We start from the raw sequence: 25,568 nt of genomic DNA on the forward strand, positions 1-25,568 counted from the left end.
CTGCGCGGCATAAAAAATAACAACACGATTACATCCCTGTGTCGCTCAATATCTCTTGTACCCTACATACGAGACATAGCGAGCCTTTAATCTAGAGAGGCCCCCGGTTACTATGAGTAATAGCAACATCTCGCAAACTGAAATTCACCAAAATCAATGGCAATTAAATCAAACACTCGCTGAGTCTATTTTGCCGCTTCTCGGCAGGTTGTATCGAGAGAAAGGCGTAGAAGTGCTTTTATTTGGGAAAACACTCGTCAACGCAACCACCATCGATATTATTAAAACTCATCGTGTTTCTCGCCACTACAGCGCCACCTCTGTCTCTATTTCTCAAACAGCTCCAATCATTGAACGTTTAATTGAACTCGATCTTTCGCCTTGTTGTATCGATGTGGGTCAATTGGCAACTCAATACTGGTCTCAAAACGATAGTCACCAAAATATTGATGACTTTTTGATGACGGCTCTTAATGAAAGCATTGAGAGCAATGGTTCACTAGAAGCACGTGACGTTGTGCTTTACGGCTTTGGACGTATCGGCCGTTTGCTTACACGTATTTTGGTTGAGAAGAGTGGTTCCGGTTATCCGCTACGCCTACGTGCAATTGTGGTACGCGGTGGTCGAGATGGCGACCTTCAAAAACGTGCTAGCCTTTTGCGTCGTGACTCAGTACATGGGCAGTTTAACGGCAGTATCTTGGTTGACGAAGACAACAAAGCACTGATTGTTAATGGTAATTACATCCAAGTTATCTACGCGAATAGCCCGCAGGATGTGGATTACACTCAGTACGGAATTGAGAATGCACTCGTTGTTGACAACACTGGTGTTTGGCGAGATGCAGAAGGCCTTGGTCAGCACGTCGCGTGTAATGGTGCAGAGAAAGTACTGCTAACTGCGCCAGGCAAAGGGGATATCAAAAACATCGTGTTTGGTGTTAATCACGAAAGCATCTTGGCTGAAGATACGATTGTATCTGCAGCGAGCTGCACCACGAATGCTATTACACCAACGCTTAAAGCTGTGAACGATAAGTATGGGATTGTTTCTGGTCATATTGAAACTGTGCATTCATACACCAATGACCAAAACCTTATCGACAACTACCACAGTGGTGATCGTCGCGGCCGCTCAGCGTCGCTCAACATGGTGCTGACTTCAACAGGCGCAGCAAAAGCAGTGGCAAAAGCGTTGCCTGAACTTGCAGGTAAGTTGAGTGGTAACGCTATTCGTGTTCCGACCCCTAACGTTTCAATGGCGGTTGCGAATTTGAATCTGGAAAGCAGCACGACTAAAGAAGAGCTAAACGCTTACCTTCGCGAAGTGTCGCTAACATCGCCACTATCAGCTCAGATTGACTATACCGATTCAACGGAAGTTGTGTCGACAGATCTAGTAGGAGCACGTCACCCGGGTATTGTTGATGGACAAGCAACCATCGCACAAGATAATCGCTGTGTACTATATATCTGGTATGACAATGAGTTTGGTTACAGCTGTCAAGTCGTGCACTGTATGGAACAAATGATGGGTGTGAAGTACAAAACCTACCCAGCACTAGCGTAAGCATCCGTCGTTACTATCTAACCGTCAGTGTCTACAACTGTTAGTGTCTAAGAATAGTAACGAAATGAGGTAGAAAAAGCCGCCTTCAATGGTTATTGAAGGCGGCTTGTTTTTTAGGCTTCTCGCTGCTTATTGCTCGAGTATTAGAAATCTAGCTTGGAATGGAGCTAGGTCGACGTTATAGAAACCAGAAGCTAAGGTTACGCTGTCATTCGTTTGTAAATCATTAAGGTTGCCACTAAATGATAATGTATCTTCAGAAATCGTAATGGTTTGATTCGATGCTGTCGTATTCACGATATATAGAATCGATTCTTCACCGGATGTTTTTAGATCCGCATAGGCACTCGTTGTTGCGACAACGTTATTGCGAGTACCTTGAGCCAGCGATGGGTGCAGCGCGCGAAGTGTCATCAGTTCTTTCACGTAGTCCTTGAGATCGGCTTGCTCTGTAGATAGTGTGATACCAGTGACACCTTCAATCTTGCCACTCATACGGGCTACATGGTCATCACATTTCCCTGAGATAGCACAGTCATTCGTTACTCGATCAGCAAATCCTTCTAGCTCATCGCCAATTTCATCACCGTAATAGAGTGTTATCGGTCCGGTATACGCGCCAAGGAATGAAATTGCTGCTTTATGGCGCAGCCAATAGGCTTCATCTTCAGGCTCGGCAAGGTCGCCACGTTGAATAAGATCGCCTAAGCGCACCAAATCATGGTTACCAAGCATTAAGTTTGGCTTGGCATGAGCAGGGTAGGCGTCATGGGTTAGCATGCCTTCCGCAAGTTTTAAACCACCTTGGTTAGAGCTATAACCCGATTCCTCTACCGCAAAGGTTTGTACTAATCGATAGCGCATCGGGAAATCAAACGCTGAACACAGTGCCGGGCTCTGTTCACTGCCATAACCATCTTGTGCAATCTCGCTTTCGCCACTCCAAATTTCGGCCACCATATACCCGAGTGGATTAACAAGTTCACCGTCAATATTGGTGTAGGTCACTTGCTGTGATGCTTCATCAACAGCTTTGCGGATTTCTGCCCAAGCGTCAGTGGGAACTTGATAGGCTTGGTCCAGTCTCCAGCCATCAATTTTCAGCTCTTTCACCCAATGTTGAGCAACTTCTTTAAAGAAGGGAAGGCTTTCAGGGTAGCTGACCGGATTACTTGAACCGACAGGCTTATTGCCAGACGGAGATGCAACCACGTTATCCTTATGGTGCCCAAACACCCCATCAAAGAATACGTATAGGCCACGTTTGTGCGCTTCTTCGACCAGCTCTTTAGCATCTTCTAGAGTGCCGAAACGTGGATCAATTGCAAAGTAGTCGGTGGCGAAGTAGCCGGTCGCATCCAGTCTATCTGCCCAGTGGTCTTGGCCGTCCACGGCAATGGAATTGAAGATTGGTGTCAGCCAGACCGCATTCATACCCAGATCTTGAATGTAATCGAGTGAGTTAATTATGCCTCGGATGTCACCCATGTGATGACTGGTACCGTAGCCTGTCCCATGGCCGATAGTCGGGTTGCCATTAACAAAACTTTCTACCATGACTTGGTAGATGCGTAAATCGTCGGTCTGAGCACTATTATGAGTGCTGCAGGCATAACTTGTTGTCGTACCACCTTGGTCAGATGGCGTGGTTGATTCGCCAGAGCAGCCCCATAAAAGGGTTGCGCCAACAGAAAGAGAGATAAGGGTTTTAGCCAGTTTCACATGATGTCCTTATTATAGTTTTGTCGCTCAAAAGGGCATCGTTGATTATTCAATACCCTGAATGGGGGCGAATCATCCATGTGATAACTATGTTAGGGAGGAGTAAAAAGGCTGAGAGATCTGTATCACGCTTGGTACCCCTTGGCCTCAAGCGTGAGCTATAGATGTTAATTGGCGAGTGCGGCGACAAAGGTATTTTGTTGGTCGATGACAGTTTTTAGCTGGCTGCGGATCCATTGGTTGTATAAGCCGAAGTCAGAATGAGTACACCAAAACAGTGAAGCGGTGACCTTTTTACCGAAAAACTCCAGATTATCGGTAATAATGGCCAGTTCACTCTTCTCTAGTAGCGGCTCAACAATATGTTCAGGCAAAAAAGCGATGCCTTTTTGTGCTTTGCAAAGCTCGACAATAGTGGACAGATCATCTAATCGCCATAGTTGATGTGTCACCAAATCGGATAGATTGAGTAGCTCATCAAAGCCATCCATTAATAATACGCGGGGGGCGGTTTGCGGATTTTTTAGCAGTGGTTGGCTTCCCACCCACCAACAATTGACGCTAAATAGCTCATCCATATTAAAATCATTGTCAGTCTTGTGGTATGGATTACCTAAAGCGAGGTCGATTTTTCCTTCGCTAATATAGTTACTCAGCACAAAACTTGGCTTAGTCACCACTTCTAAATCGATATCGGGAAACGCTTCTGAAAATTGGAACAGGGCTTGTTTAACATTATTGTTATACACCAGTGGATCGATGCCGACTCGGAACACAATCTGCTCTGTTTGACTCATTTGACTGACCGTAGTCAGTAGATCACGATATTTGCATACCACTGGTGTAGAAAGGTGAAATAAACGTTTGCCTTTGTCTGTCAATGTTACTTTTGCGTTTTGCCTGATAAAAAGATTAAAGCCTAGATCAGACTCTAAATTTTGAATTGCGGTGCTGACTGTAGATTGAGATTTTCCCAGCTTGCGTGCTGCTGAACTAAAAGACCCCGCCTCAACCACTGCAACAAACGAAGCAATGTTATCGAACTGCAGCTTCATAAATTGACCAACCTTTATGCCGTTTAATTATTTATAGTTATGTAATTTGTATTTATGTCCATACATTAGCTTGCTATGGGGTGATTTACAATAGCAGTCCCTTGAGAGTGTTAGCTTGGATTTAATAAACACGACGACAAATAGGCCGGGTCTCATTGAGTGAATTGTGAGCGGTTTTGTGCGCTCAGTCATTTCTCTCTCAGAATAAGACTCGGTAACAAGTGTAATTATACCATTTGTAAGTGTGATCTGTGCCACATTAATGACTTGGGCGTACGGGCAGGAATTGCCCACTTGACTAGTTAATGTTGAAAAAGTAAACACTTACAATGAGTGGTGCGACACTAGAGTTGGTGCATTGTTAGAGTTGTAAACAAGGGGTTTCTTTGAGCAGGCTATCGATAAAATCGATAGCAGCTATTTTCTTGATATTTTGAGCATAATTTAGAATATAGCGTGCTTATTGTTGAATAACGTTCAAAGGAATAAAAATATGATGACTAAGCTTTATGTAAACGCAGTGACGCTTCTAAACGAATTTAAGCGTGATGAGCGCGGTGTTACAGCAATTGAATATGGTTTGATTGGTGTAGCGATGGCGGTTGCGCTGGGTGTAATCTTTTCCCAAACGGGCACAACAGGCTTCTTGGCTACATTGAAGACTACGTTTACCTCGATCGCCACTGCTCTGACAACAGCTGCCACAACAAAGTCATGAGTAGCGTGAGCTTATAAATAGAGCAGAGTAGAGTAGGCTTAGCCTTACGCGACTACTCTGTTTTATAAGGTCTCTCCAACTTAGAAAATGTGAATAATAAACTAGCAATGCTTTATTTATTTTTATTTGCTTGCCTATGTATTTATATATCTATCCTAGACATTCGCTCTCGGCAAATCACAAACTTCAGTGTCCTTAGTTTATTGCTATTGCAATGTACATTGTTGATAAAAAGTGAGGTGTATTTAACCTCCGGATTTGTGGTTTTGCTTGTTGGACTTTTTTTGTTTTGGCGACGTTGGATAGGCGCTGGAGACATTAAGTTTGCAAGTATATTGGCCTTGGCACTGCCATTAAGTCAATTGCCTATAGCAGCCATGTTGACCGGATTGGCCGGCGGCTTGGTCTCATTGTGTTATCTGGCGCTGAACTACTGGTTTCCAAATAGAAAACAACGTCAAGTTGGCATCCCGTATGGCGTTGCCATTAGCTCGGGCTTTGGTTTGGTAATTGTGGTGTATCAAGTGCCACAGTTAATTCAAGCTTAACCCTTCTATAAACACCTCGGGGGAAACGAACATGCGTTCTAGGTTGGTGCTGCTGATTGCGGTATTGGCTTTGGTTGTTGGAGCTATTGGGCTTCGTGACATGCTGAGCCAGAAATCTACACCACAAGCACAAGCAGAGGTTGTCCCAGTGCAACCTGTCGAAGAGCACGTCTCAGTATGGCGAGTCAGTTCTGATATTGCCAAAGGCACGCCCATTCAAACTGAACAGGTTATAAAAGTACAACTGCCCATGAGTCAGGCTCTGGCACATGGCGTCAAACAAGATACTCATATAGATTTTTCACCCTCAACCCTAACCAATCGTGCATTAGAGATAGGCACTATCGTGCTTCCAGAATATCAGGTGAAAGTGGGGAAGCCAGGGTACATCGATTTACTTGTCACGGAAGGTATGACGCCATACCCGCTGCAAGTCAGTGATAAAAACCTAATCAATGATTACATCCGTCCAGGCACCTACATTGATATTTTGACGGTGAGCTCACCGAATAACAATCTTGCGGCCAACACAGACAAGCCAAGAAGTTTTAAAGGCGTTAACGCCAATATGTTTTTAAAACAGGTCAAGGTACTCAATATCGACAACGCTGATGACAAATTGGTGACCGCTAGAGCACCGACTAAGGAGCTGGGTTTTACCACTGTAGTCATTGAAGTCAAGCCCGATGATTTACCTAGATTGGCGCTAGCACAACGTACTATGCATATTGAAATCTACCGCAGTCAAACCTATCGCCAATCGACCTATGTCGAGGTTCGTAACATTATGGATAATTACGTGGGAATTGAAGAGCTTCGAGGCAAAACTTCAATGTCAGGAGAGGCACTGTAATGAAGTTTAGCCAGACTAAAAAATGGATAGCGCAGTGGTGCCTAAGCTCACTTATGGTCTTATTTGCTGCGCCTTTTGCAAGTGCAGCAGAACGATACATTACTCTTGGTGAAGGTGAACACATCAAGCTGGATTCGCCAATAGGCAAGGTGTTTATCAGCGATCCGACGGTTGCCGACTACAAAGTGATCAGTGACGACACCTTGGTGGTGTTTGCTAGTAAAGTCGGTCAATCGCGGCTAATTGTCTATGGCACAACGGATGATGTGTTAATTTCCGATCGCATCATTGTTGATCTCAATCTATCGGAAGTACGTCGCCAACTTAAGTTTCACTTTCCAAATACCAACATAAAAGTTGAGTCGATAGGTTCACAAGTCGCTGTAAGTGGTGTGGTGGAGTCAGAGCAGGAGCGCGATGATATCTACCGCATGGTCGCGACGCTACTTGGCCGAGAAAAGACCGAGCGTTGGGATGAAACTCAAAAGCTGACGTTTAAAACGACAGGTGGTGACCTTGAAGAGCCGGAGAGCATGATTTTTGCGCGAAACATGACCTGGGAAGGCATCATCGAGCGCATTGAAGTGACAACTGTGCAGCAAGTAAATGTAAAGATTTCAGTCGCTCAAGTCACCGAGTCATTCTCGCAAACCGTCGGTGTGGACTGGGCGTCGGTCGGAAGTAGTGTTGGTGAGTTCGTATTCAACCAATTTGAAGCAGCGGATATTGGCACTTTGATTACCGCGCTAGGAAACGACGATATTGCGCAGATATTAGCAGAGCCAAACCTAACAGTATTGTCGGGTGAATCGGCCAGTTTTCTGGTTGGTGGTGAAGTGCCTGTAGTCGTTTCAAGTAACAGCAGTATTAACATAACGTTCAAAGAGTTTGGTATTCGCCTCGATTTGACGGCAAAAGTGCTCAATCAAAACAAGATCCGCATGCAGTTATTTCCAGAAGTATCTGAAGTGGAGAAGTATGTAAAAGCGGCAGGCATTGAAGTACCGCAGCTTACCTCTAGGCGAGCAATGACCACGGTTGAACTTGCCGACGGTGACAGCTTTATCTTAGGTGGCCTAATGAGCAGCGCAGATTTTGAAAAGATGCAAAAGATCCCATTGGTTGGAGATATCCCTGTCCTAGGCGCTGCGTTTCGTAAATCTGTGACAGAAAGACGACGTACTGAGCTTATCATCGTAGCGACGGTCAACCTTGTTGAGCCTATGCGTTCGACCGATGTACAACTGCCTTATATCCGTAAAACGTCGACGCTGATGCGCTGGTTAAATCTCGCGGATACAGAAGGTTACATGCAACCTTCGAACGCGACAATTCGACTGGTCGAGCAGGGAGGGTTTATCCAATGATGCAAGTCAACTTGAAACCGTTGGCCTTGGCATTTGTTCTGTTACTAACCGGTATTACGGGATGTACTACAGAGCGTTACTTCAACGGCAATGGTGCAGAAGCGCTGGTGTATCAAGAAGTGCACCGTGTTGATTACGTCATTAAAAATCGCAGCGAGTCTCAGCAAAAGATGGAGCAGTTGATTGCGCTTTCAGAATCTCTTGATAAAGAAGCCGCTTATGTGGTCGCTTACAAATCAACGGCAGATCGTCAGCTAGCAGAAATGGCGTTTAAACAGTTTCCAACGTTGGCCGTAACACCGTCTCGCGTTCAATATCGTCAAGAGCAAGACATGATTGCCAATATTCGAATCTCAGTTGCTGTTCGTCAACTTAAAACCCAAACTTGCCAACCAGCGCAGCTTCAACAAGAAATCGCGCAGCCCGACTGCTTTGTTGAAACTATGCGCCTAAAACAAGTCGCGTACAAGTCGCGCTTAGTGGGAGAGTAATCGTGTTTGATTTAACGAAAGCACTGAGCACCAAAGTCAAACCTGAACCGAAGAATCAAACCGGTGTCGCAGGTTGTACTTTGTTCTACCAATCAAGTGAGTGTCTGAATCTCGTTCAAGAAGTATTCCGCTTTGAAGGCTGGAATGATCCACATTGCGTTAGAACTGTTAAAGGTCATGCCAAACTGACAGAGCAGCACAGCAGCCATATCGTTATTCTCGAGTTGAACGAATCGGATAATGTCGTTGAAGATGCGAAAAACTTTGCCAGTAAGCTACCAACCCATAAAGGGGTGGTGGTTATTGGAAAAGAGGATGCCATCTCCACACTGCGTTCATTGAAAGAAATGGGCTTTTACTACGTATTTTGGCCAGTAAACAAGCAAGAGTTTGCGGACTTTTTAACGCACGTAAACAATAACCTCAAAAACTTCTCTGGGGTAAGTAAAGCGCGCAAAGCGAAACGTGTAGCAGTGGTTGGCGCTAAGGGAGGGGTAGGCACATCGTTTATTGCCACCGAACTGAGTTCGCTGCTTTCGACTCAGGGTACCGACACGATTCTCGTGGACCATCAGTATATAGACAGTGATATCGATGTTCTTCTAGCACTAAAGGAGTTTAAGCCAAGAATGATCGATGAGTTTACCGCACCACTACATGAAATGGACGAAGAAGGGGCGCTCAGTTACCTTCACACTGCTCGGAAAAACTTACGCTTGCTGGCTCTAGATGGTGATATGAGCCAAACAGAAATCTTAAATTACAGCCAAAGTTTGTGTGATTTACTGTCGCGTAATGCGAACTTCATCATCGAAGACTACTCCGGTAGTGTCAGCTTCCCAGTCGAGCCACAAATGTTACTCGATGGATTCGACGTGGTGGTCTTGGTATTGGATGCTTCTGTTTCAGCAGTGCGCAACGCTAAGCGTCTTATCGACAAGGTAGAGAACTTACAGCTAACCCTGTCATCAAGATTGCGTATCATAACCGTCGTGAACTACCATCGCCCAGAGGCCGCCTATGTGATGGACAAGAGCGATCTTAAACGCTATCTCGGCCAAGAACCGAGTTTGGAAATCGCATTCTGTAAAAACCTGTCGCACATCATCATTGACGGTAAGCGTGCCCATAAACATGACCGTCATATGAGTCGTTCACTCGATCACTTAGTGAAACATATTAACGGCCAGCCTATTTCCGTACCGCGACTTAATCGCTGGTTAGGTAAGGTAGGCGCGAAATGAGTTCCAACAAAGAGATGTATCTCGCCTTCCGCGGGCAGATTTTTGAAGCACTGGATCCGGAAGCGGTTCAAAAGATGAGCCGCAAAGAGCTTGAGTCACAGATTCAAAGCGCCGTTGATTTGCTGGCGACGGGCTACCAGCGACCGATCACCTCAATGATGAAAACGGGTCTCGTCAAAAGTTTAATTGATGAGCTGTTTGGCCTTGGGCCTTTGCAACCATTGGTAGAAGACCAGTCGATCACCGATATCATGGTGAACGGGCCTAACAACATCTTTTATGAACGTCACGGTAAAGTACATAAATCGGATCTGACCTTTGTAAACGAGGAGCAGTTGCTTGCGATTGCAAAACGTATTGCCTCACGTGTTGGTCGTCGTGTTGACGAACTCTCTCCAACGGTAGATGCACGTTTAGAAGATGGTAGCCGTGTCAACATCGTCATACCGCCAATTGCCTTGGATGGCACCTCTGTCTCGATTCGTAAGTTCCGAGAGCAGAATATCGGGTTTGAAGATTTAATAGAGTTTGGCTCCATGTCGATGGATATGGCGAGAGTGCTAATGATCGCCTCTCGTTGCCGTATGAATGTACTTATCTCAGGCGGTACCGGTTCGGGTAAAACGACACTACTGAATGCGTTGTCACAGTATATTGCTGAAGACGAACGTATTGTTACCATAGAAGATGCCGCGGAACTTCGGCTCCAGCAACCTAACTTGGTGAGGTTAGAAACGCGCACCTCTAGTATCGAACAGACAGGTGAAGTGACTCAGCGAGATTTGGTAATTAACGCCCTGCGTATGCGTCCGGATCGCATCATTCTTGGCGAGTGTCGTGGTGCAGAAGCGTTCGAGATGCTTCAGGCAATGAACACGGGCCACGATGGCTCCATGTCTACGTTGCACGCCAACACCCCACGAGATGCTATTGCCCGTGTGGAATCGATGGTGATGATGGCGAACCTAAATCAGCCTTTAGAAGCCATTCGTCGGACGATTGTGAGTGCTGTGCAATTGGTGGTTCAGGTAAATCGCCTCCGAGATGGTAGCCGAAAAATTACCAGTATTTCGGAGATTGTCGGTTTGGAAGGTGACAGCGTGGTGATGGAAGAAATATATCGCTTTCGCTATGACGACAGTGAATATGGTGAAGCGGTTAAAGGTGAGTATGTGACCAACGGCATCATGCAGCGCTCTGAGCTTGTGAAAAAGGCACAATTCTTTGGATTATACAAAGACTTGATGGCGTCGTTTACGGGGCGCTAATATGCTTTGGATTTCACTTATTTTGTTCGCCCTAGCATTACTGCTCAATCGAAGCAGTAAAAAAAGCAAGCTGGATCAGTACTTTCAGGTTGATCGTCAGGACGCTGAGAGTGTTAGTGCGATCAATATTCGCTCATTGTCTCAAAAACACAAATTGCAAAAGCTAAGAGAGTCGATTTCACCAACCTTGATGATCTTAGGACCACGTTCGACGCTTTATATCGCCCTCTACACAATTGGCGCGGTGACCGCATCTTGGTATGTATTGGTGGTGTTTTTGCATCAAAAGAATCCGTTGCTTATTAGCGCAGCGGTAGCGGTATTTTTGGTGGTTGGCTATCGTTTCTTACTTTCACGCCGCCGTTCAGAATTTGAAAACAGCTTCCCAGATGCTCTCAATATATTGATGAGTGCTGTCACCGCTGGTGACAGCTTGATGCAAGCGATTAGCTATGTAGGCGAGACTATGGATAACGCTATTGGTCGAGAGTTTAAGTTGATGGCTGACCGCCTCAAAATGGGTGAAACGCCGGAAACCGTATTGATGCGATCTTGCAAAAATTATCCGTACCCAGAGTTCTTGTTTTTTACCATTACTTTGCGAGCCAACCTTTCACGTGGTGGCCAACTTAAAGGGGTATTAGCTAGGCTTATTCGCGTACTGGTGGATGCTCGAACGCTTGAAAAGAAAAAAATGGCAATGACTTCGGAAGCTAGGATTTCAGCCAAGATTGTAGCGGCCATTCCCGTGGCCTTTACGGTGCTGCTCAATTACATCAACCCAGGCAACGTTGATTTTGTTCTCTATGACCCAGATGGACGAGTGATTCTTTATTACGTCCTGATCAGTGAAATGATTGGATTAACCATTATCTGGCTGCTAGTGCGGGGGGTTAGGGCATGATGTTACTCATTTCGGTCACGGTATTCTTTGGTTGCATTCTTGTGGTCATCGCTGAATCGTTGCGAGCGGAGCGACGTCGTCAAAAAATGGACAGTTTAGTTGGTATTCAGACCCAATCCGGTACGACGAAGATCAAACACTTTATGGTTCGCTTTGGTAAAGAGCACCGAAAAGAGCTTGAACAGAAGTTAATCGAGGCGGGTTATTACAACAAAGAGTGGGCTAAATATTACTTTCCGCTCAAGTTTCTTATTTTGGCGGTACTGCTTGCTCTTGTGGCGTTTAGCGATCTTTCCAGCACCAACAAACTTCTTAGTGCGTTGCTCTCGTTAGTGGGCGTAATTGTTGTACCGGACTTAGTTCTCTCATTGCGAAGCAAAATGTTGATTGGTCGGACGTCAGCCAAATTACCTTATTTACTCGACATGATGTCAGTGTGTGTACAGACAGGCATGACGATTGAAGCCAGCTTAGCGTATTTAGCGGATGAGCTAGAGATGTTCGATAAAGATTTGTGTTACCAAATCAGACGCACGTCGGATGCGGCTCGCATCCACGGCTTAGAAAAAGCGCTCAATGATTTGGGTCAACGATTACCTACTCCTGCAGTTCGAAGTTTTGTATTAACTGTGATTCAAAACTTGCAATACGGCACCTCCGTTGCCCAAGTGATGAGTGATCTCGCGGAAGATATTCGTAAAGTGCAAATTCTAACCGTTGAAGAGAAGGTGGGTAAACTCGCCGCCAAAATGAGTGTGCCACTGATCTTATTTATTATGTTCCCCATTGTCGTGCTGATCCTTGCACCGGGGATTATGCAGATGTCGATATCGCTAGGGAGTTGATGTGAACGGATTACAAAAATGTGGTTTGCTGCTCTTGATGACTCTCGCCCTTGTTGGTTGCCAATCTTCAGCTGATCTTGTTCAAAGTGAAGCGGCCACCGTCGCGGGTATGGAGAAAGTAGATAACTATGACGGTTTGATTAACCACTATAAGACCAAGCTCGAAGCTGGGGACAATTCTGTCTCGACAGTAGAAAAATTGGCGTGGGCATACTTTAATAAAGGCGATATCGAATCGGCGAGCTTTTATGTTGACCATTTGATAGAGCAAGGCGCTCAGTCCGCAAGCTTGTATCAGTTGCGTGGACAGGTTTTGGTTGCTCAAGACAAGGTTACAGAGGCGATTGAAGCCTATTCGGCGTCGCTTAAAGCGGGAAATACCTCCGGAAAAATTCATGTGCTGCTTGGGGTGGCGTACAGCAAAGAGAATGACTTTGATAACGCGAAAGCGCAGTTCAACCAAGCGAGGCTTAAAGGCTATGACGATGTCGCAGTCAAAAATAACATCGCCATGCTTTACATCGCACAGCAAGATTACAAACGCGCTATCCAAACTCTCGCACCAATCATTGCTGACGCACCTGAGAATAAGGTCGTGCGAGCCAATCTCGCTATCGCACTTATCAAGGCAGACCAAATTGATGCGGCCAAAAAGCTGTTGAGTGATGAATACAGTTACGCGGAGCTCACACTGATCGCCCAGCAGCTTAACGGCGAAGAGAGCTGATATGGTTGGATTTAGGAAACAGCGTGGTGCGACTGCCGTTGAATTTTCCTTGGGTGCAATTGTGCTGATGTTTTCGACGTTTGCGATCTTTGAAGTTTGCTACCGCATTTACGTGATAAACATGACCGAGTATGCGCTGCGTGAAACGATACGTAATACCAAGATCTATCAAGGTAGTGGTGTACACGAGCAGTACGAGACGCGGTTTCAAACCTTGATTGCCAATCAGGATAACCTTTGGAGCTTTATTATTGATGACGATAAGTTCTCGATTGATGGCAAGTATTTCCCCAGCTACTCAGACTTTGTCAATAACGTTGGTTATTCAAAGCAAGATCTCACGTTTAACTACGATCTAGCAGAAATCACCGTTACCTATGAGTACACACCGATTATCCCAGTTTTCGGTGCTAAGCAAATCGATATTTCACGCACCATGGTTTTGAACCTAGAACACGAGGGATGGGAAGATGAGACGGACTAACGTTACTCGCTTTACTTCCCTGCGAAGTCAAAAAGGGGCTTTCGCGATTGAACTTGGGTTCGTATTGATTGGTTTATGCGCCATATATCTGTTCGCTACTGATCTCAGTCACAAGTTGCTGGTACGAGCAAAGTTGGATCGTTCAAGCTTTGCACTGGTCAACGTCATCAAAGAGCGCTCTCGCTATTTTGAGGCTGATATTGCAGGTAGAACGAATTTGCAAGTGTCACAGCAAGACTTGGCTGATTTAACTGCCGTCGCAAGTCGAATGCTGGATAGTTCCGTAGAGAATGTCGCGCTGCAAATTGAGTCTTACGTGATTGGTGAAAGCGTGGTGACGCATCGTAGTCCCAAGTTCTCGTCACTTGGATGTCGAACAGACTCGTTGAGTAACTATCAGGCATTAGTTCCCATTGAGAAGGGACTATCGTATCCGATATACCGTGTCACTCTATGCGAGGAACACCACTCTTGGTTTGAAGCATTTTCATCGGGTGAGGATGCAGACATTCGTCTGACCTCCTCGTCGATAATGCCAGGGAGGTAGCATGACCGTTAAGCCGAAAAAAAGGGCTCAATCAAGACCTAACCTGAATAGACAATCTGGCGCAGCAGCGATTTGGATGGGGCTGACGTTGGTGCCGATCATGGGGTTTACCTTCTGGGCGGTTGAAGGGACGCGATATGTTCAAGAAACGAGTCGATTGCGTGATGCCGCTGAGGCAGCAGCAATAGCGGTGACGATTGAAGACGTTGAGAGCGATTCACAAGCATTGGCTAAGCGCTACGTGGAAAACTATGTTCGAGATATTAAGTCGAGCTCTGTAACCACGACAAGATTCGTTCAAGATCAAGACTTGGATAAGGATCAGGACGAGTATACTCAGTACACAGTCAATGCGACTACGACCCATGATTCATGGTTTGTGAGCTCTTTTATTCCCTCTTTTGATGACACTCAGGACTTAGCAGGTTATTCGTTAGCACGTAAGTATCCGGCGTATTTGGGTGATAACAATATTGATATCGCCTTTGTTTCCGATTTTTCAGGTTCAATGAATTGGTGTTGGGGGAGTACTAATTACTGCTCAGAAGGTGAAAGAAAAATTGATGATTTGACCCTGGCAATTTCATCTATTTCATCACGAATATTATGTAGTAAGAAAGACTCAGACCTCGCGATAAATGGTGAAGTTGAACAGTGCAATGAAGAACAAAGTGAACAAGCTGACAAAGTTAAAAATCGAATTGCTTTCATACCTTACAATATTCGTACTCGTGAAACAGGTAGTGATGATCATGTCTATGCGGTAAGCCAGTTGCGTTATCGCTCAGATATTAGAGATGGTGGCACTAAGAAACCCTACGAAAAAGTAGATTGGAATAAGTGGCGGAACTATCGTGAGTGGTCTATCCGAAATTGTGCTGATGATAAAGACGACTGCCCGAATGAAACAAAAAAAGAACACAACGAGGCAAAGCGCCTTAGAGATGTGATGGGTTTATGGTGGAACGGCTACCGCTATCACACTGAAAATTACAACTATGTTGACTTTGATATGACGATTGACGATGTGATGACTAACCATTTTCCTTCGGTAACAACGTTCTATCGTGTTGACAATAATACTCTCTACTCAGGATTTGGAAGTGGCTCTGGTAGCCAGTTTAGAAACATTGAACTGACAAATAATGTACAAAACCTTTCAGATGTTGACGATATGTGGGCTGGTGGTAGCACGGCTGCTTTTCAAGGCATCATTCGAGGTATTCAATTGTTGGCGAAGGGAAACCCAAACAGCGATGATGAAGATGTCCAAGAAATCTACAATAAAAAAATAAAGATGTTGCTCATACTGAGTGACGGCCAAGAAAGTCCAAACAACGGAATTTTGAACAAATTAGTTAAACCTGGCGGCAATAAAAAAGGGATTTGCGATAAAGCCAGGGAGGAGATACCGGGCCTCTATATTGGTGTTATTGGCATTGATGACGATGCCACCAACAGTTTGGGGTTTCAGAATTGTGTAGCTGATAAAGATGAAGACATTATCGACGTTAAAAACCTCGATGAACTTATAGAAAAAATAGAAGAGCTAATCCGCAAAGGCTCCAAGAGCAGCGGCGTAACCAAGTTGTACTAGGAGAAATCATGAAATATTTAATGAGCGCCGCCGCGCTATCCGTTATTGCGATGAGTAGCCATGCTAGCGAAGAGCAGTTCCAGGTATATTGTCAAAATAGTGCGGGTGAACAGCAGTACTCGGTATCTGTCTCTGATGTAAGGGCTATCGCTCAGCACAGGGAAGGCAAGCTCAGTATTGAGCAGTCTGGATTTAGTGATGAGTTTGCCTCAATGTTGGCAAAGCAAAGCAGCGTGGTATTTGATAGTAAGGATTGCACGTCTGTTATGTCAGTCATTCAAGCGGGTACAGACAATCCAGTGGTGCGTGTAAACTTTGCCTTTGATAGTGACGGGTTAACTCCCATGGCGAGAACTTCGCTAAACAAAACCAGTGCCAAGCTGTCAGAGGCCGCCTATGACCTAATAATAGAAGGGCACACCGACAGCCAAGGCTCTGCGCAATACAACCAAGGGTTGGGGCTACGCCGTGCTCTATCGGTGCACGATGTTTTGCTGTTTCAAGGTATCGAGCGAGACAGTATTACTGTTAAGTCATTAGGCGAAAGCGAGCCATTGGTCCCGAATAATAGTGCTGAGAATCGCGCTCAAAATCGCCGTGCTGAGATCTATGCTGTATCGGAGAATTAATGAGGGGCTTCACGCAATTCTTGAACTCCCTCTTAATTGATGAATAAGATCACACAATTACGCCTCATTGTAGCGACACTGCTATGGGGCTTTGATAGAATAGAAAATTATATCAGTAAGAAACCCTTCATTTTATAAAAATAAGCCGCATATGGAAATGTTCAGGCGGTTAAGAAGGATTATGAGGTTGTTGTGAATCTAGAAAAATTATTACCACACTTGAGAGCGAAAACATGGATCACGTTAGCGAGCGTGACGGTGATGTCAGGCGCTTGGGCTTCTGAGCTGGTTAATAGTACTGAGCAAACGAAGTTAGACACCATTAACAGTGAATATTCGACTCGCTATAACGAAGTTGGCCTAGATGACACCATCTCTCTTTACAACAAGACCTCTTCAAGTATTGAAGCCAATAAAATTAAACTGCTGAATAGTCTTGATATCATCAAAGCTGACTCTCAAGTTTTTCAAGAGAAACTTTTGCAGGGTGAATACGATGAAGGTATTGCTTTAGCTTTACGCGGCGTATCGACCTCCATTAACAAACTCAATACTGAGTTAGCCGATGCTGAAACCAAGCTTAAAGAACTCAATAAAACCATCGCTTCTAATCAAGCCAGTGTGACGCAAATTGAGCGTGACAAAAATGACCAGTTATTGGCGCTATATCGCAGCATTAAAGATCGTCATTTGAAAGAAGCGAATGAAGTTCATCGAGAAGACTACTCAGGCAAGCTTGAATGTAAGGTCACCGAGAGTTTATCTGCCTGTGTGAACCGTAATTTGCCGTATATGAAAAACGCGTTTGCGCTTGAAAAGGGTGGCTCTGAGCGCATCAACTTGACGTCATACAAAGTGGTTGATGCGACACAAAAACTGAATGGTGACCTAACGTATACCGTTTCTGCCGAGTATAAAAATGCCTTTAACTCCAACCTAGAAGGTGAAATACGTAAAGCTCTTAATCTAGATAAAATTCGCTTCGTATTTCGCTCGAATTCGGCAACGACCGATTATTATATCAATGACGAGAAAGTCGGCAGTGGTGATGTGATTGAATTGTCCGGCAACTACGTAGGCGTTTACAACGTAAAAGCCGTGAACAACGGTAAAACACAATCACTGCGTCTGAATTTGAAAAACGACGGTGATTACTTCTTCCCATTCGCGAAGAAAACTCAAAAGAAAGCGGCAGCCAAGCCAGCTGCTGTCACTACAAAGAGCGCTAAAAAGAATGAAGCGGCACAGATCACCAAGAAAGTATTGAATGATCCACAAACCGCTAAGGTGAAGAAGTCACCAAAACAGGAAGTGGGCACGTTTTCGAATACCGTTGTATATAAAGATGAAGTGTTTACCTATTTATATCCCGTCTATCGTGGCAACAACAAATCCGCCGAGGTATTTCTAAGTCGTGACGATGCGACACAGTATTGTGAGCAAAAATTATCGTCTAAGTTGCCAACGAAGGCGGCGTACAAGTATCTAGAGTTGTATGCAGATCTCAAGCCGGGTGACTATTGGACTGACGAGGGCACGGTTTATTCTGCGCAGAAAAAAGACGTATTCGATAAGACTTTCGATACCAATCGCTTCATTTGCATGGTGAGTATGACAAACTAGTCACTCTTTCCAATCTCTATTACTGTTTAAAGGCCTCAATACTAGCTAGTGTTGGGGCCTTTTTTGTGTGACTTTTGCGGGTGAAAAATTAGAAATGTGTTTCAAAATAGAGACTTGAACTCACGACATACTCGACTAGTCTCAAGGTAGGCCTTGAGGCCTTTGTTGCGGGATTAGCAGGGACAGCTGAGTGCAAGAATCGAAATTGTTCTCCAAACATCAATCACAATGGACAGTGATGGCATTCGCCATCTGTGTTGCAGCAGCGCTGTTGTTCAGACATTGGCCGAATGTAGCTGCTTGGCAGCTGGGCGATAATGATAACTTTATGCGCTTGCATCAATTGCAAGTGTATATCCAGTCTCCTTCGCTGTGGCTGCTGCCTCTAGATAAGTTCAATCCTCAAGATGGTCAAATAATCCATTGGTCACGCCTTCCTGATTTGCCAATATTGGCGTTCTATTACCTGTTTTACTTGGTAGTGGACTCAGAGTTAGCACTTCAACTTGCAATAGCAATTGTGCCAGTCGTTTATCTGATGGTAATGATCATACTGGTTGCTGCGATCACAGAAAATATTGTTGGGCGCTCTTCAGTCATGCTGTCGTGCTTTTTTACCGTAACCTCGCTCGCAGCACTAAAATGTTTCCCTGGCCAGATTGATCATCACAATATCCAACTGCTGTTATTTACACTTTTTACTCTGGCAGTGTTTTCGCCGCATATATCCAAATCAGCTTATGTGCTGGTGGTGAGTGGCACCGTATCGGTTTCGTTGCTGATTGGGTTGGAAGTTTTGCCGTTTTTTGTGCTCATGTTAGCTGGTATCACGTTGAATGAAGTGATCAAGGCGCCGCATAAAATTACTTGGTTACGTGAAGCGGCTTTGTCTATTTTCTTGCTCGGCAGCATAGGGTTAGTGGTGCTATTTCCTCCGGCGCAGCTAACGGCACCATTGTATGATGTGATTTCATTGCCGCTTCTAGGGTATTTCTTAGCCGCATGGCTTGTGTTACTGGTTACTTCGTATCGACCGACTGTCTTAGTATTAGTGGCAACGTCACTGGTTGTGATTCCTGTCTTTTACTATTTTAACCCTGAACCATTGGCGTCTCCTTATCAAGGATACCCAACGTTACTAAGTACTTTGTGGCTTGAACATGTAACAGAAGCTAAACCGCTAGTGGTAGCATTCCATCCTAGCGCATGGTCATACAGTCAGAGCTTTTTCATTGCCGCGTACTTAGTGACTTTATTGGCGCCTATTTTAAGTATCGGTTTTCTGAAAACGCACTCTCAAAAACTCCTCTGGATGATGTTTGCAGTCTCCCTTATTCCCGCATTATTTTGGCAAATGCGAACCATCTATTTTTCTGCACTATTGGCGTTACCCTTGCAAAGCCTTTTGGCAGCGGCAGTGCTTCAACACATCAAGGTTCCGATAATTCGGCTGATCCCAGTTTTATTGCTGTCACCGATGGTGATGGCTTATGCGACATTCTTAATGACGCAACAGCCAACGAACACAAGTGCGAAAGTGGAAACCCGATACTCGGACGGTATCGCTTTTATCAAACAGCAACCGATCGAACCTGCAAAAGTGTTTGCACCGATGGAAGCAGGAGCTCAACTGCTTAGCATGACCGACCATGCGATCATTGCTGCGCCATACCACAGGAATGTTCGTGGGAACCTTCTCTATATGCAGGTTATGTTGACTGAAGATTTGCTTTGGGCGCATTCGGCAGTGGTGAAAGAGGGCATTAGTTATCTCTATCTGGACGTCAATGACAAGCAGATCCCTTATTTTGGCCGCGTGATGACGCCAGACAGTTTATTACAGCGATTACTCAATGAAATGCCACCCATTTGGCTCATTCCCGTTGCTACATCCGCATCTGGGCAACGCCTATATCGCGTGAACCCACATCTCCCGTGAACAGTGTTCGAAATCGTGTTGCTGCGATGGACCATGGAAGGAAAAGCACAATGAAAGACGATGAACAGGTCGAAAAAGAGCTAACAGTACTCATGCCGTGCCTGAATGAGGCTGAAACTCTAGCCATCTGCATTAAAAAAGCGCTGAGCTTTATTGAGTCGCGAGGCATTAGCGGAGAGGTACTGATTGCGGACAACGGAAGCAGTGACGGTTCACAAAAGATTGCAACCGACCTCGGGGCAAGAGTTATTGATGTCAAAGAGAAAGGATACGGTGCTGCACTGTTGGGGGGGATAAAGCAGGCAAGAAGTCGCTATATCATAATGGGTGATGCCGATGATAGTTACGACTTTAGTGAACTTGACGGTTTTGTGGATAGCTTACGCTCAGGTGCCGAACTCGTCATGGGCAACCGTTTCAAAGGCGGAATTGAACCAGGGGCCATGCCATTTTTACATAAATATTTGGGAAACCCAGTACTGAGTATGATCGGACGGGTCTTTTTTAACATTTCCTGTGGAGATTTTCACTGTGGCCTGCGTGGTTTTAATCGACACAGCATTAATCAGTTACACCTTAATACGACGGGTATGGAGTTTGCGAGTGAAATGGTAGTGCGAAGCTCGCTCGCTGAGCTGAAGATAGACGAAGTGCCCACCAAACTGCATCCAGATGGACGCACTCGTTCACCTCACTTACGTACTTGGCGAGACGGTTGGCGGCACTTGTGTTTCCTATTCATGTATTCACCCAATTGGTTGTTCTTCTATCCAGCTTGTTTGTTGCTTCTGTTCGGAGCTCTTACGATCGTCAGTCTGTTTTCTGGTCCTATTACAGTCATGGGTGTTGAATTTGAAAACAAAACCTTTTTTGCGGGCTGTCTGAGTCTCCTTGTTGGTTTTCAGTGTGCTTCTTTAGGGTTAGTGGTTAGAAAATATGCCCTAAAAAAAGGCTTTTTGCCTATGCCGAGTTACAAACACTGGCTCGATAAGATCACTTTAGAAGTGGGGGCTTTGATTGGCTTAGTAACTGGAGTCGTTGGTGGACTGGTAATGATGTGGTGTGTTTTCCAATGGTACCTCGTTGACTTCGGTGAGTTGCCTTCCCCCGAGCTAAGTCGTTTAATTGTGCTCTCCATGACGTTTATTACTTGCGGTATACAGACTTTCTGTAGTGCATTCATTATCGGAGTAATGGGTATTAAACAGACTGATTAAGAGACTAGGCCGTCTGGAGACGAGTTCTAATAGTTAGACGGCGCATGTTAAGGTTGTTTGGATTTACCAATGGGGACTTCGATTTTTCCGCCAAAGTTTCTATAGGTTCCTGGGCTCATCCCGACGCGCTTTTTGAACATACGAGAAAAATAAGACACATCATTAAATCCACATTGATATGCGACCACAGAGACCTGGCAACGCATATCTTGCTTAAGTAGATCTTTTGCCAAAGAAAGTTTTTTGTTGATCACGTAGTCACGAAAATTCACCCCTAAATGACGATGAAAGGTTTTAGAAAAGTAGGTGACCGAAAGGTTGCAATGCTCCGCCACGTCTTTTTCTTTGAGATTTTTGACTAAATTGTCATCAATGTAAGTAAGCATTTTCGATACGAGTTGCTCTTTGTCACTCATATTGTCTAAAGGTTGGTCTGCTTCTGTATCGACGGTGCGACGAGATGGGGCGTCACTGACAGTATTTAGGCCATAAGCTCTCAGTTTTACATCAAGACTGGCAAAGGCTTTGGTGACATTTTTAGCGTCAACTGGAATATGGGCAAATACCATGTTGTCGTCTATAAAGGAGTCGGGCGTGCCTGTATGATGAACCACCACTAAAGCTCGGCCTAAGTTCTTGCAAATTCTTACACTACGGATAAATAGCGTTTCGTCGACATTACTATCTAGATACAAGAAGGCATATTTTACATGCGCCTCTGTCAAGTAGGAAACATCATCTCCAATATCATTAGGGGAGTAGTTCTCTGTAACGAGTCTGCGAACATTTTCTGGCAGAAACAAGCTTGATTTGCCTAACCAGTACACCATAAATCCACTCTCACTTATGCGACAACTTCACTAAACCTTTCACTTAGCATAGTTGTCCACTCTCAGAATTCAATTTATTGACCAAAAAGTCCTAGCTAAGCAGCTTTAAATCTCACTGTTGAAACGCTGTCTCATGCTAAGTGGTTGTTTTATAGTTTTAGTCTCAAATGTTAGCCAGTTAAGTTAGTCCAGAAGTCTGCTTGTTATAGCAAGAAATTATCATCGAGCTGTGGGGGGATTAGTATTTTAGTTTATTCTTTATTTTATTTAGCTTGGATGCATAAACTTATGGCTTATTCTGTTGCTAATTTAATTAGTTGGCCATGGTGTTTTTTTGTATTTTAATTGGGATAAAATAATCCAATAATTAATCAGAATTGTCCTAACATTTCCATACGCCCATCTCCTAATCTGAAATTGCGTTGAACGGCAATCAATCATAAAGGAGATTAGTCATGTCATCACTTAAAACTTTTATTACACGTTTTATCAAGGAAGAAGATGGTCTTTCAGTTGTAGAGTATGTTCTTGGCGGAGCGCTTATTATTTTGGCATTGGGCGGAAGCGGCGCGTGGGATGCACTTGCTACAGCAGTAAGTAATACTATCGGAGATGCAGAGAGCGGCGGTGCGTAAACAATAACGTAAAACGTCGCGTTACGAGGAGTCGCACTCTAAACGTAGTACTCAAGCAGCGGCTTTTCGTAAACGGGCGGTGATATCACCGCCCGCTGTTTATCTAAAATAAGGGAATGTGAGTCATGAACTTAGCTATATGGACCCTGCTATTTCTTATCGTTGTCTACGATCTCCGAGAGCAAAAAATTCCTAACAAGCTCATAGTGCTGTTGGCACTCATAGTGTTTCTGTCTTTGCTCTCGAATGAAGGGTTTGGCACTGAACAAGCACTGTCGAGTATTGGTGGAGCGGCGTTTGCGTTAGCTATCGGTTTAGTGCTCTATGGTTTGGGTGTTTTTGCAGCGGGTGATGTCAAGTTGATAGCGGTATTGTCTATGTGGCTTGGATATTCCAATGTTGGTAACTTCTACATCTCTTCTGTGTTTTGTGGGGGAGTTATTAGCATCTTTTTTTTACTTGAGCGTTTATCTCAATCAAATACCACATTTCGTGAATCTATCAACAGTTATATAACCAGCAATGTCTACGGTCGAATCCAAAGATCTAAAACCGTCAATCCTATCGTTATCAAAGTGCCTTTTGCACCAGCCATTGTTTCTGGATTGATCGTATTGCCATATTTCAGCTAATAGGAACAAGGAGTGTCCGATGAACGCGTTTACGTCAGCAACAAACCGACCTCAGCTCACAGCTCAAATTGACCCTCCAGTTGTACCAACCAGTTTGAGCGATACCAACGTACCTGTTGCGGTATTAGAAAATCTACTTCTTAAGCATCTGGCGCATGAGGTGAAAGCAGATATTGTACACCTTTCTGAAAAGATGGCGCTTGCTACGCAGCTTGTAGATGATCTGATGTTGACCCTGCGTAAACGTTCGTTGATCGAGGTCTATCAAAAGCACTCTGTGTCTAGCACGGTCAATAGCAAACAGCATGTGCTTTATGGGTTGTCTAATAGTGGATTGCAAGAAGCTGATATTGCATTTCTTAAAGATGCCTATGTTGGGCCTGCACCAGTATCACTTGAAGATTATGAGTATGTTGTGTCCTGTCAGGATATCAGAAGACGCAATATCAACCGAGAGCAAGTAGAGCATGCACTAAAAGATGTACATGGCTCCGATTCGTTAGTCCCGTTTCTGGGGCCTGCGATTAACTCGGGCAGAGCGATTTTGCTTTATGGACACTCGGGTACAGGTAAGAGTTTTGTGGCCGCACAGCTTCTAAATGCTTTCGATACTTCGGTATATGTCCCATATGCTGTTTATACGTCTGGCAATATCATCAAAGTGTTTTCCGGTCACCATCATACTCGTGTTGATAATAATTCTGCCGCTCGTACTGTGTTGCTTGAGCAGCAATACGATCGTCGTTGGGCATTGTGTGAACGTCCAAATATTCAAGTTGGCGGGGAGTTAACTTTAGACATGTTGGAAGTGAACCATTCAGAGCACAACCGCGTTTGGTTAGCCCCTTTACAAATGCTAGCTAATAATGGGTTGTTGATTATTGATGATTTAGGACGACAAAAAGTTTCGGTCGACGCGCTACTGAATCGATGGATAGTACCGATGGAATATTCTGTCGATCATTTGGTATTACCTAGCGGCCAACAAATCACTATTCCTTTTGTGCTCACAATGGCTTTTTCGACTAACCTTAATCCTATGGAGATAGCGGATCCCGCTTTTTTAAGAAGACTAGGCTATAAAGTGGAGTTTCAGCCGCTGTTAGAGGACGATTATGTTGATTTGGTGGAGACTATGTTTAATAAAAATAATATGCAGTCATCACCTTCTGCATTGAAATACCTACTGTTTCTACATAATCATTTTAAAGTGCCGTTTTATCCATGTATTCCCAAGGATATTATTGGGATTTGTAGAGATATTATTAGTTTTGAGGAGAGAGAAAATATCATAACTAATAATGTGTTGGATGCTGCTTGGCGGCTTTATTTTACTTCCGATGGAGTGGGAGAAATAAATCATGAATAAATCACAGGTTTTTATGTTGATGCTAGTGTCAATTGTTATTGGCCTGGCAGCGGTTTTTTTCGCGAAAAAGTGGATGGATGATCAGGTCCAACCCGAAGTCGTGCAAGAGGTCGTTGAACGAGAGCCAGTGGTATTCGTTGAACAAGATTTACTCGCGGGTACTGTAGTCGAAGGCAAACATGTGTCAGTTAAGTTGCTGGAAAAAGAGTGGAAAAATGAAGAGACCCACTTTGGAAATGTAGATGACGTCATAGGCAAAGTAACCAAAGCCAAGCTGTATCAGGGCGAAGTTGTCCACCGAGAGCGGGTAGCATTACCTGGAGAAGGGTCCACGCTAGCAGCTGTCATTGGTGAGGATAAGCGAGCAGTAACGATTAGGGTTAATGATGTTATTGGTGTGGCAGGTTTCCTATTGCCTGGCAACAAAGTTGACATCATCAACACGCGTAAAATTTCCAAGACCAAAGCGCGCTCCACCACTGTACTTAAAAACATCAAGGTGCTTGCTGTAGACCAAACAGCACGAACCAATGACAACAAGCCGGTCATTGTGAGAGCCGTGACTCTTGAAGTGACACCGAAAGAAGCCGAAAAGCTGATGACGGCGCAAAGCGAAGGAGAAGTTCAACTCGCGCTGCGAAATCCACTGCAAAAAGATCTGCCTGTCGCGAAAACAAGATACGTTGCGCCACCTAGCGTGACTATCATTAAAGGTACCGAGTCTTCAAACATCAGAGTTAGGGATTAAGGGGTC

At 44.6% G+C, this 25,568-nt stretch carries 25 protein-coding genes; 22 read left to right on the top strand and 3 right to left on the bottom strand.

From position 1 onward, the window contains the following. Window positions 1-112: 112 nt before the first annotated feature. Window positions 113-1,570 carry a glyceraldehyde-3-phosphate dehydrogenase gene (locus tag AAA946_RS07235; protein ID WP_338164249.1) on the top strand — a complete coding sequence of 486 codons (1,458 nt, stop codon included), beginning with the start codon at window positions 113-115 and terminating at the stop codon, window positions 1,568-1,570. 129 nt (window positions 1,571-1,699) lie between these two features. On the opposite strand, the gene AAA946_RS07240 is transcribed toward AAA946_RS07235, so the two are convergent. Together AAA946_RS07240 and AAA946_RS07245 are read right to left on the bottom strand one after the other, a co-directional pair. Beyond that, window positions 1,700-3,292: an alpha-amylase family glycosyl hydrolase gene (locus AAA946_RS07240; RefSeq protein ID WP_338164250.1), complete on the bottom strand. Its 1,593-nt coding sequence runs from the start codon at window positions 3,290-3,292 to the stop codon at window positions 1,700-1,702. Window positions 3,293-3,459: 167 nt separating this feature from the next. Further along, window positions 3,460-4,347, bottom strand: a complete 888-nt coding sequence (locus AAA946_RS07245; protein WP_338164251.1) for a LysR family transcriptional regulator — start codon at window positions 4,345-4,347, stop codon at window positions 3,460-3,462. Window positions 4,348-4,840: 493 nt separating this feature from the next. Between AAA946_RS07245 and AAA946_RS07250 the strand changes: the two genes are divergently transcribed. The 17 genes from AAA946_RS07250 (at window position 4,841) to AAA946_RS07330 (ending at window position 21,348) form a co-directional block, all read left to right on the top strand. Next, window positions 4,841-5,065: a Flp family type IVb pilin gene (locus AAA946_RS07250; protein WP_338164252.1), complete on the top strand. Its 225-nt coding sequence runs from the start codon at window positions 4,841-4,843 to the stop codon at window positions 5,063-5,065. Window positions 5,066-5,154: 89 nt separating this feature from the next. Then, on the top strand, window positions 5,155-5,613 hold the full coding sequence (locus tag AAA946_RS07255) for an A24 family peptidase (protein WP_338164253.1): 459 nt from the start codon (window positions 5,155-5,157) through the stop codon (window positions 5,611-5,613). A gap of 31 nt (window positions 5,614-5,644) precedes the next feature. Further along, complete coding sequence (cpaB, locus tag AAA946_RS07260) at window positions 5,645-6,466, top strand: Flp pilus assembly protein CpaB (RefSeq protein WP_338164254.1); 822 nt, start codon at window positions 5,645-5,647, stop codon at window positions 6,464-6,466. Window positions 6,467-6,519: 53 nt separating this feature from the next. Beyond that, window positions 6,520-7,833 carry a type II and III secretion system protein family protein gene (locus tag AAA946_RS07265; RefSeq protein WP_445206096.1) on the top strand — a complete coding sequence of 438 codons (1,314 nt, stop codon included), beginning with the start codon at window positions 6,520-6,522 and terminating at the stop codon, window positions 7,831-7,833. Beyond that, window positions 7,830-8,324: a hypothetical protein gene (locus AAA946_RS07270; protein ID WP_338164256.1), complete on the top strand. Its 495-nt coding sequence runs from the start codon at window positions 7,830-7,832 to the stop codon at window positions 8,322-8,324. The genes AAA946_RS07265 and AAA946_RS07270 overlap by 4 nt, the downstream gene beginning before the upstream one ends. Before the next feature lie 2 nt (window positions 8,325-8,326). Continuing rightward, the gene (locus AAA946_RS07275; protein WP_338164257.1) at window positions 8,327-9,568 is read left to right on the top strand and encodes an AAA family ATPase; all 1,242 of its coding nucleotides are present in this window, start codon (window positions 8,327-8,329) and stop codon (window positions 9,566-9,568) included. Continuing rightward, the gene (locus AAA946_RS07280; RefSeq protein ID WP_338164258.1) at window positions 9,565-10,836 is read left to right on the top strand and encodes a CpaF family protein; all 1,272 of its coding nucleotides are present in this window, start codon (window positions 9,565-9,567) and stop codon (window positions 10,834-10,836) included. The genes AAA946_RS07275 and AAA946_RS07280 overlap by 4 nt, the downstream gene beginning before the upstream one ends. Before the next feature lies 1 nt (window position 10,837). Then, entirely contained in the window at window positions 10,838-11,740 is a 903-nt protein-coding gene (locus AAA946_RS07285) for a type II secretion system F family protein (protein ID WP_338164259.1), read from the top strand. Beyond that, window positions 11,737-12,585, top strand: a complete 849-nt coding sequence (locus tag AAA946_RS07290; protein WP_338164260.1) for a type II secretion system F family protein — start codon at window positions 11,737-11,739, stop codon at window positions 12,583-12,585. Before AAA946_RS07285 ends, AAA946_RS07290 begins: the two co-directional genes overlap by 4 nt. 37 nt (window positions 12,586-12,622) lie before the next feature. Then, window positions 12,623-13,312: a tetratricopeptide repeat protein gene (locus AAA946_RS07295; protein WP_445206097.1), complete on the top strand. Its 690-nt coding sequence runs from the start codon at window positions 12,623-12,625 to the stop codon at window positions 13,310-13,312. Window position 13,313: 1 nt separating this feature from the next. Further along, window positions 13,314-13,796, top strand: coding sequence for a TadE/TadG family type IV pilus assembly protein (locus AAA946_RS07300; RefSeq protein WP_338164262.1), 483 nt, complete (start codon window positions 13,314-13,316; stop codon window positions 13,794-13,796). After that, a complete protein-coding gene (tadF, locus tag AAA946_RS07305; protein WP_338164263.1) occupies window positions 13,783-14,343 on the top strand; it encodes a tight adherence pilus pseudopilin TadF in 561 nt (186 codons plus the stop codon). The genes AAA946_RS07300 and tadF overlap by 14 nt, the downstream gene beginning before the upstream one ends. Window position 14,344: 1 nt before the next feature. Beyond that, window positions 14,345-15,940, top strand: coding sequence for a pilus assembly protein TadG-related protein (locus AAA946_RS07310; protein WP_338164264.1), 1,596 nt, complete (start codon window positions 14,345-14,347; stop codon window positions 15,938-15,940). 8 nt (window positions 15,941-15,948) lie between these two features. Continuing rightward, complete coding sequence (locus AAA946_RS07315) at window positions 15,949-16,569, top strand: OmpA family protein (protein WP_338164265.1); 621 nt, start codon at window positions 15,949-15,951, stop codon at window positions 16,567-16,569. Window positions 16,570-16,761: 192 nt separating this feature from the next. Then, entirely contained in the window at window positions 16,762-18,192 is a 1,431-nt protein-coding gene (locus AAA946_RS07320; protein WP_338164266.1) for a hypothetical protein, read from the top strand. Between the two features lie 190 nt (window positions 18,193-18,382). Further along, window positions 18,383-20,131, top strand: coding sequence for a hypothetical protein (locus tag AAA946_RS07325; RefSeq protein WP_338164267.1), 1,749 nt, complete (start codon window positions 18,383-18,385; stop codon window positions 20,129-20,131). Window positions 20,132-20,181: 50 nt separating this feature from the next. Then, complete coding sequence (locus tag AAA946_RS07330) at window positions 20,182-21,348, top strand: glycosyltransferase family 2 protein (RefSeq protein WP_338164268.1); 1,167 nt, start codon at window positions 20,182-20,184, stop codon at window positions 21,346-21,348. Window positions 21,349-21,395: 47 nt separating this feature from the next. Here AAA946_RS07330 and AAA946_RS07335 read toward each other — a convergent pair whose 3' ends face one another. Next, window positions 21,396-22,178, bottom strand: a complete 783-nt coding sequence (locus tag AAA946_RS07335; RefSeq protein WP_338164269.1) for a helix-turn-helix domain-containing protein — start codon at window positions 22,176-22,178, stop codon at window positions 21,396-21,398. 455 nt (window positions 22,179-22,633) lie between these two features. Between AAA946_RS07335 and AAA946_RS07340 the strand changes: the two genes are divergently transcribed. The 4 genes from AAA946_RS07340 to cpaB (AAA946_RS07355) all read left to right on the top strand — a co-directional run bounded on the left by AAA946_RS07340 (window position 22,634) and on the right by cpaB (AAA946_RS07355) (window position 25,562). Continuing rightward, entirely contained in the window at window positions 22,634-22,813 is a 180-nt protein-coding gene (locus AAA946_RS07340) for a Flp family type IVb pilin (protein WP_338164270.1), read from the top strand. Between the two features lie 125 nt (window positions 22,814-22,938). Then, window positions 22,939-23,445, top strand: coding sequence for an A24 family peptidase (locus AAA946_RS07345; protein ID WP_338164271.1), 507 nt, complete (start codon window positions 22,939-22,941; stop codon window positions 23,443-23,445). 19 nt (window positions 23,446-23,464) lie between these two features. Further along, window positions 23,465-24,814 (top strand): AAA family ATPase, encoded by a 1,350-nt coding sequence (locus AAA946_RS07350; protein ID WP_338164272.1) that lies wholly within the window; start codon window positions 23,465-23,467, stop codon window positions 24,812-24,814. Further along, on the top strand, window positions 24,807-25,562 hold the full coding sequence (cpaB, locus tag AAA946_RS07355; RefSeq protein WP_338164273.1) for a Flp pilus assembly protein CpaB: 756 nt from the start codon (window positions 24,807-24,809) through the stop codon (window positions 25,560-25,562). The genes AAA946_RS07350 and cpaB (AAA946_RS07355) overlap by 8 nt, the downstream gene beginning before the upstream one ends. Window positions 25,563-25,568 lie beyond the last annotated feature (6 nt).

The organism is Vibrio sp. 10N (assembly GCF_036245475.1).
In the GTDB taxonomy this organism is placed as follows: Bacteria; Pseudomonadota; Gammaproteobacteria; order Enterobacterales; family Vibrionaceae; genus Vibrio.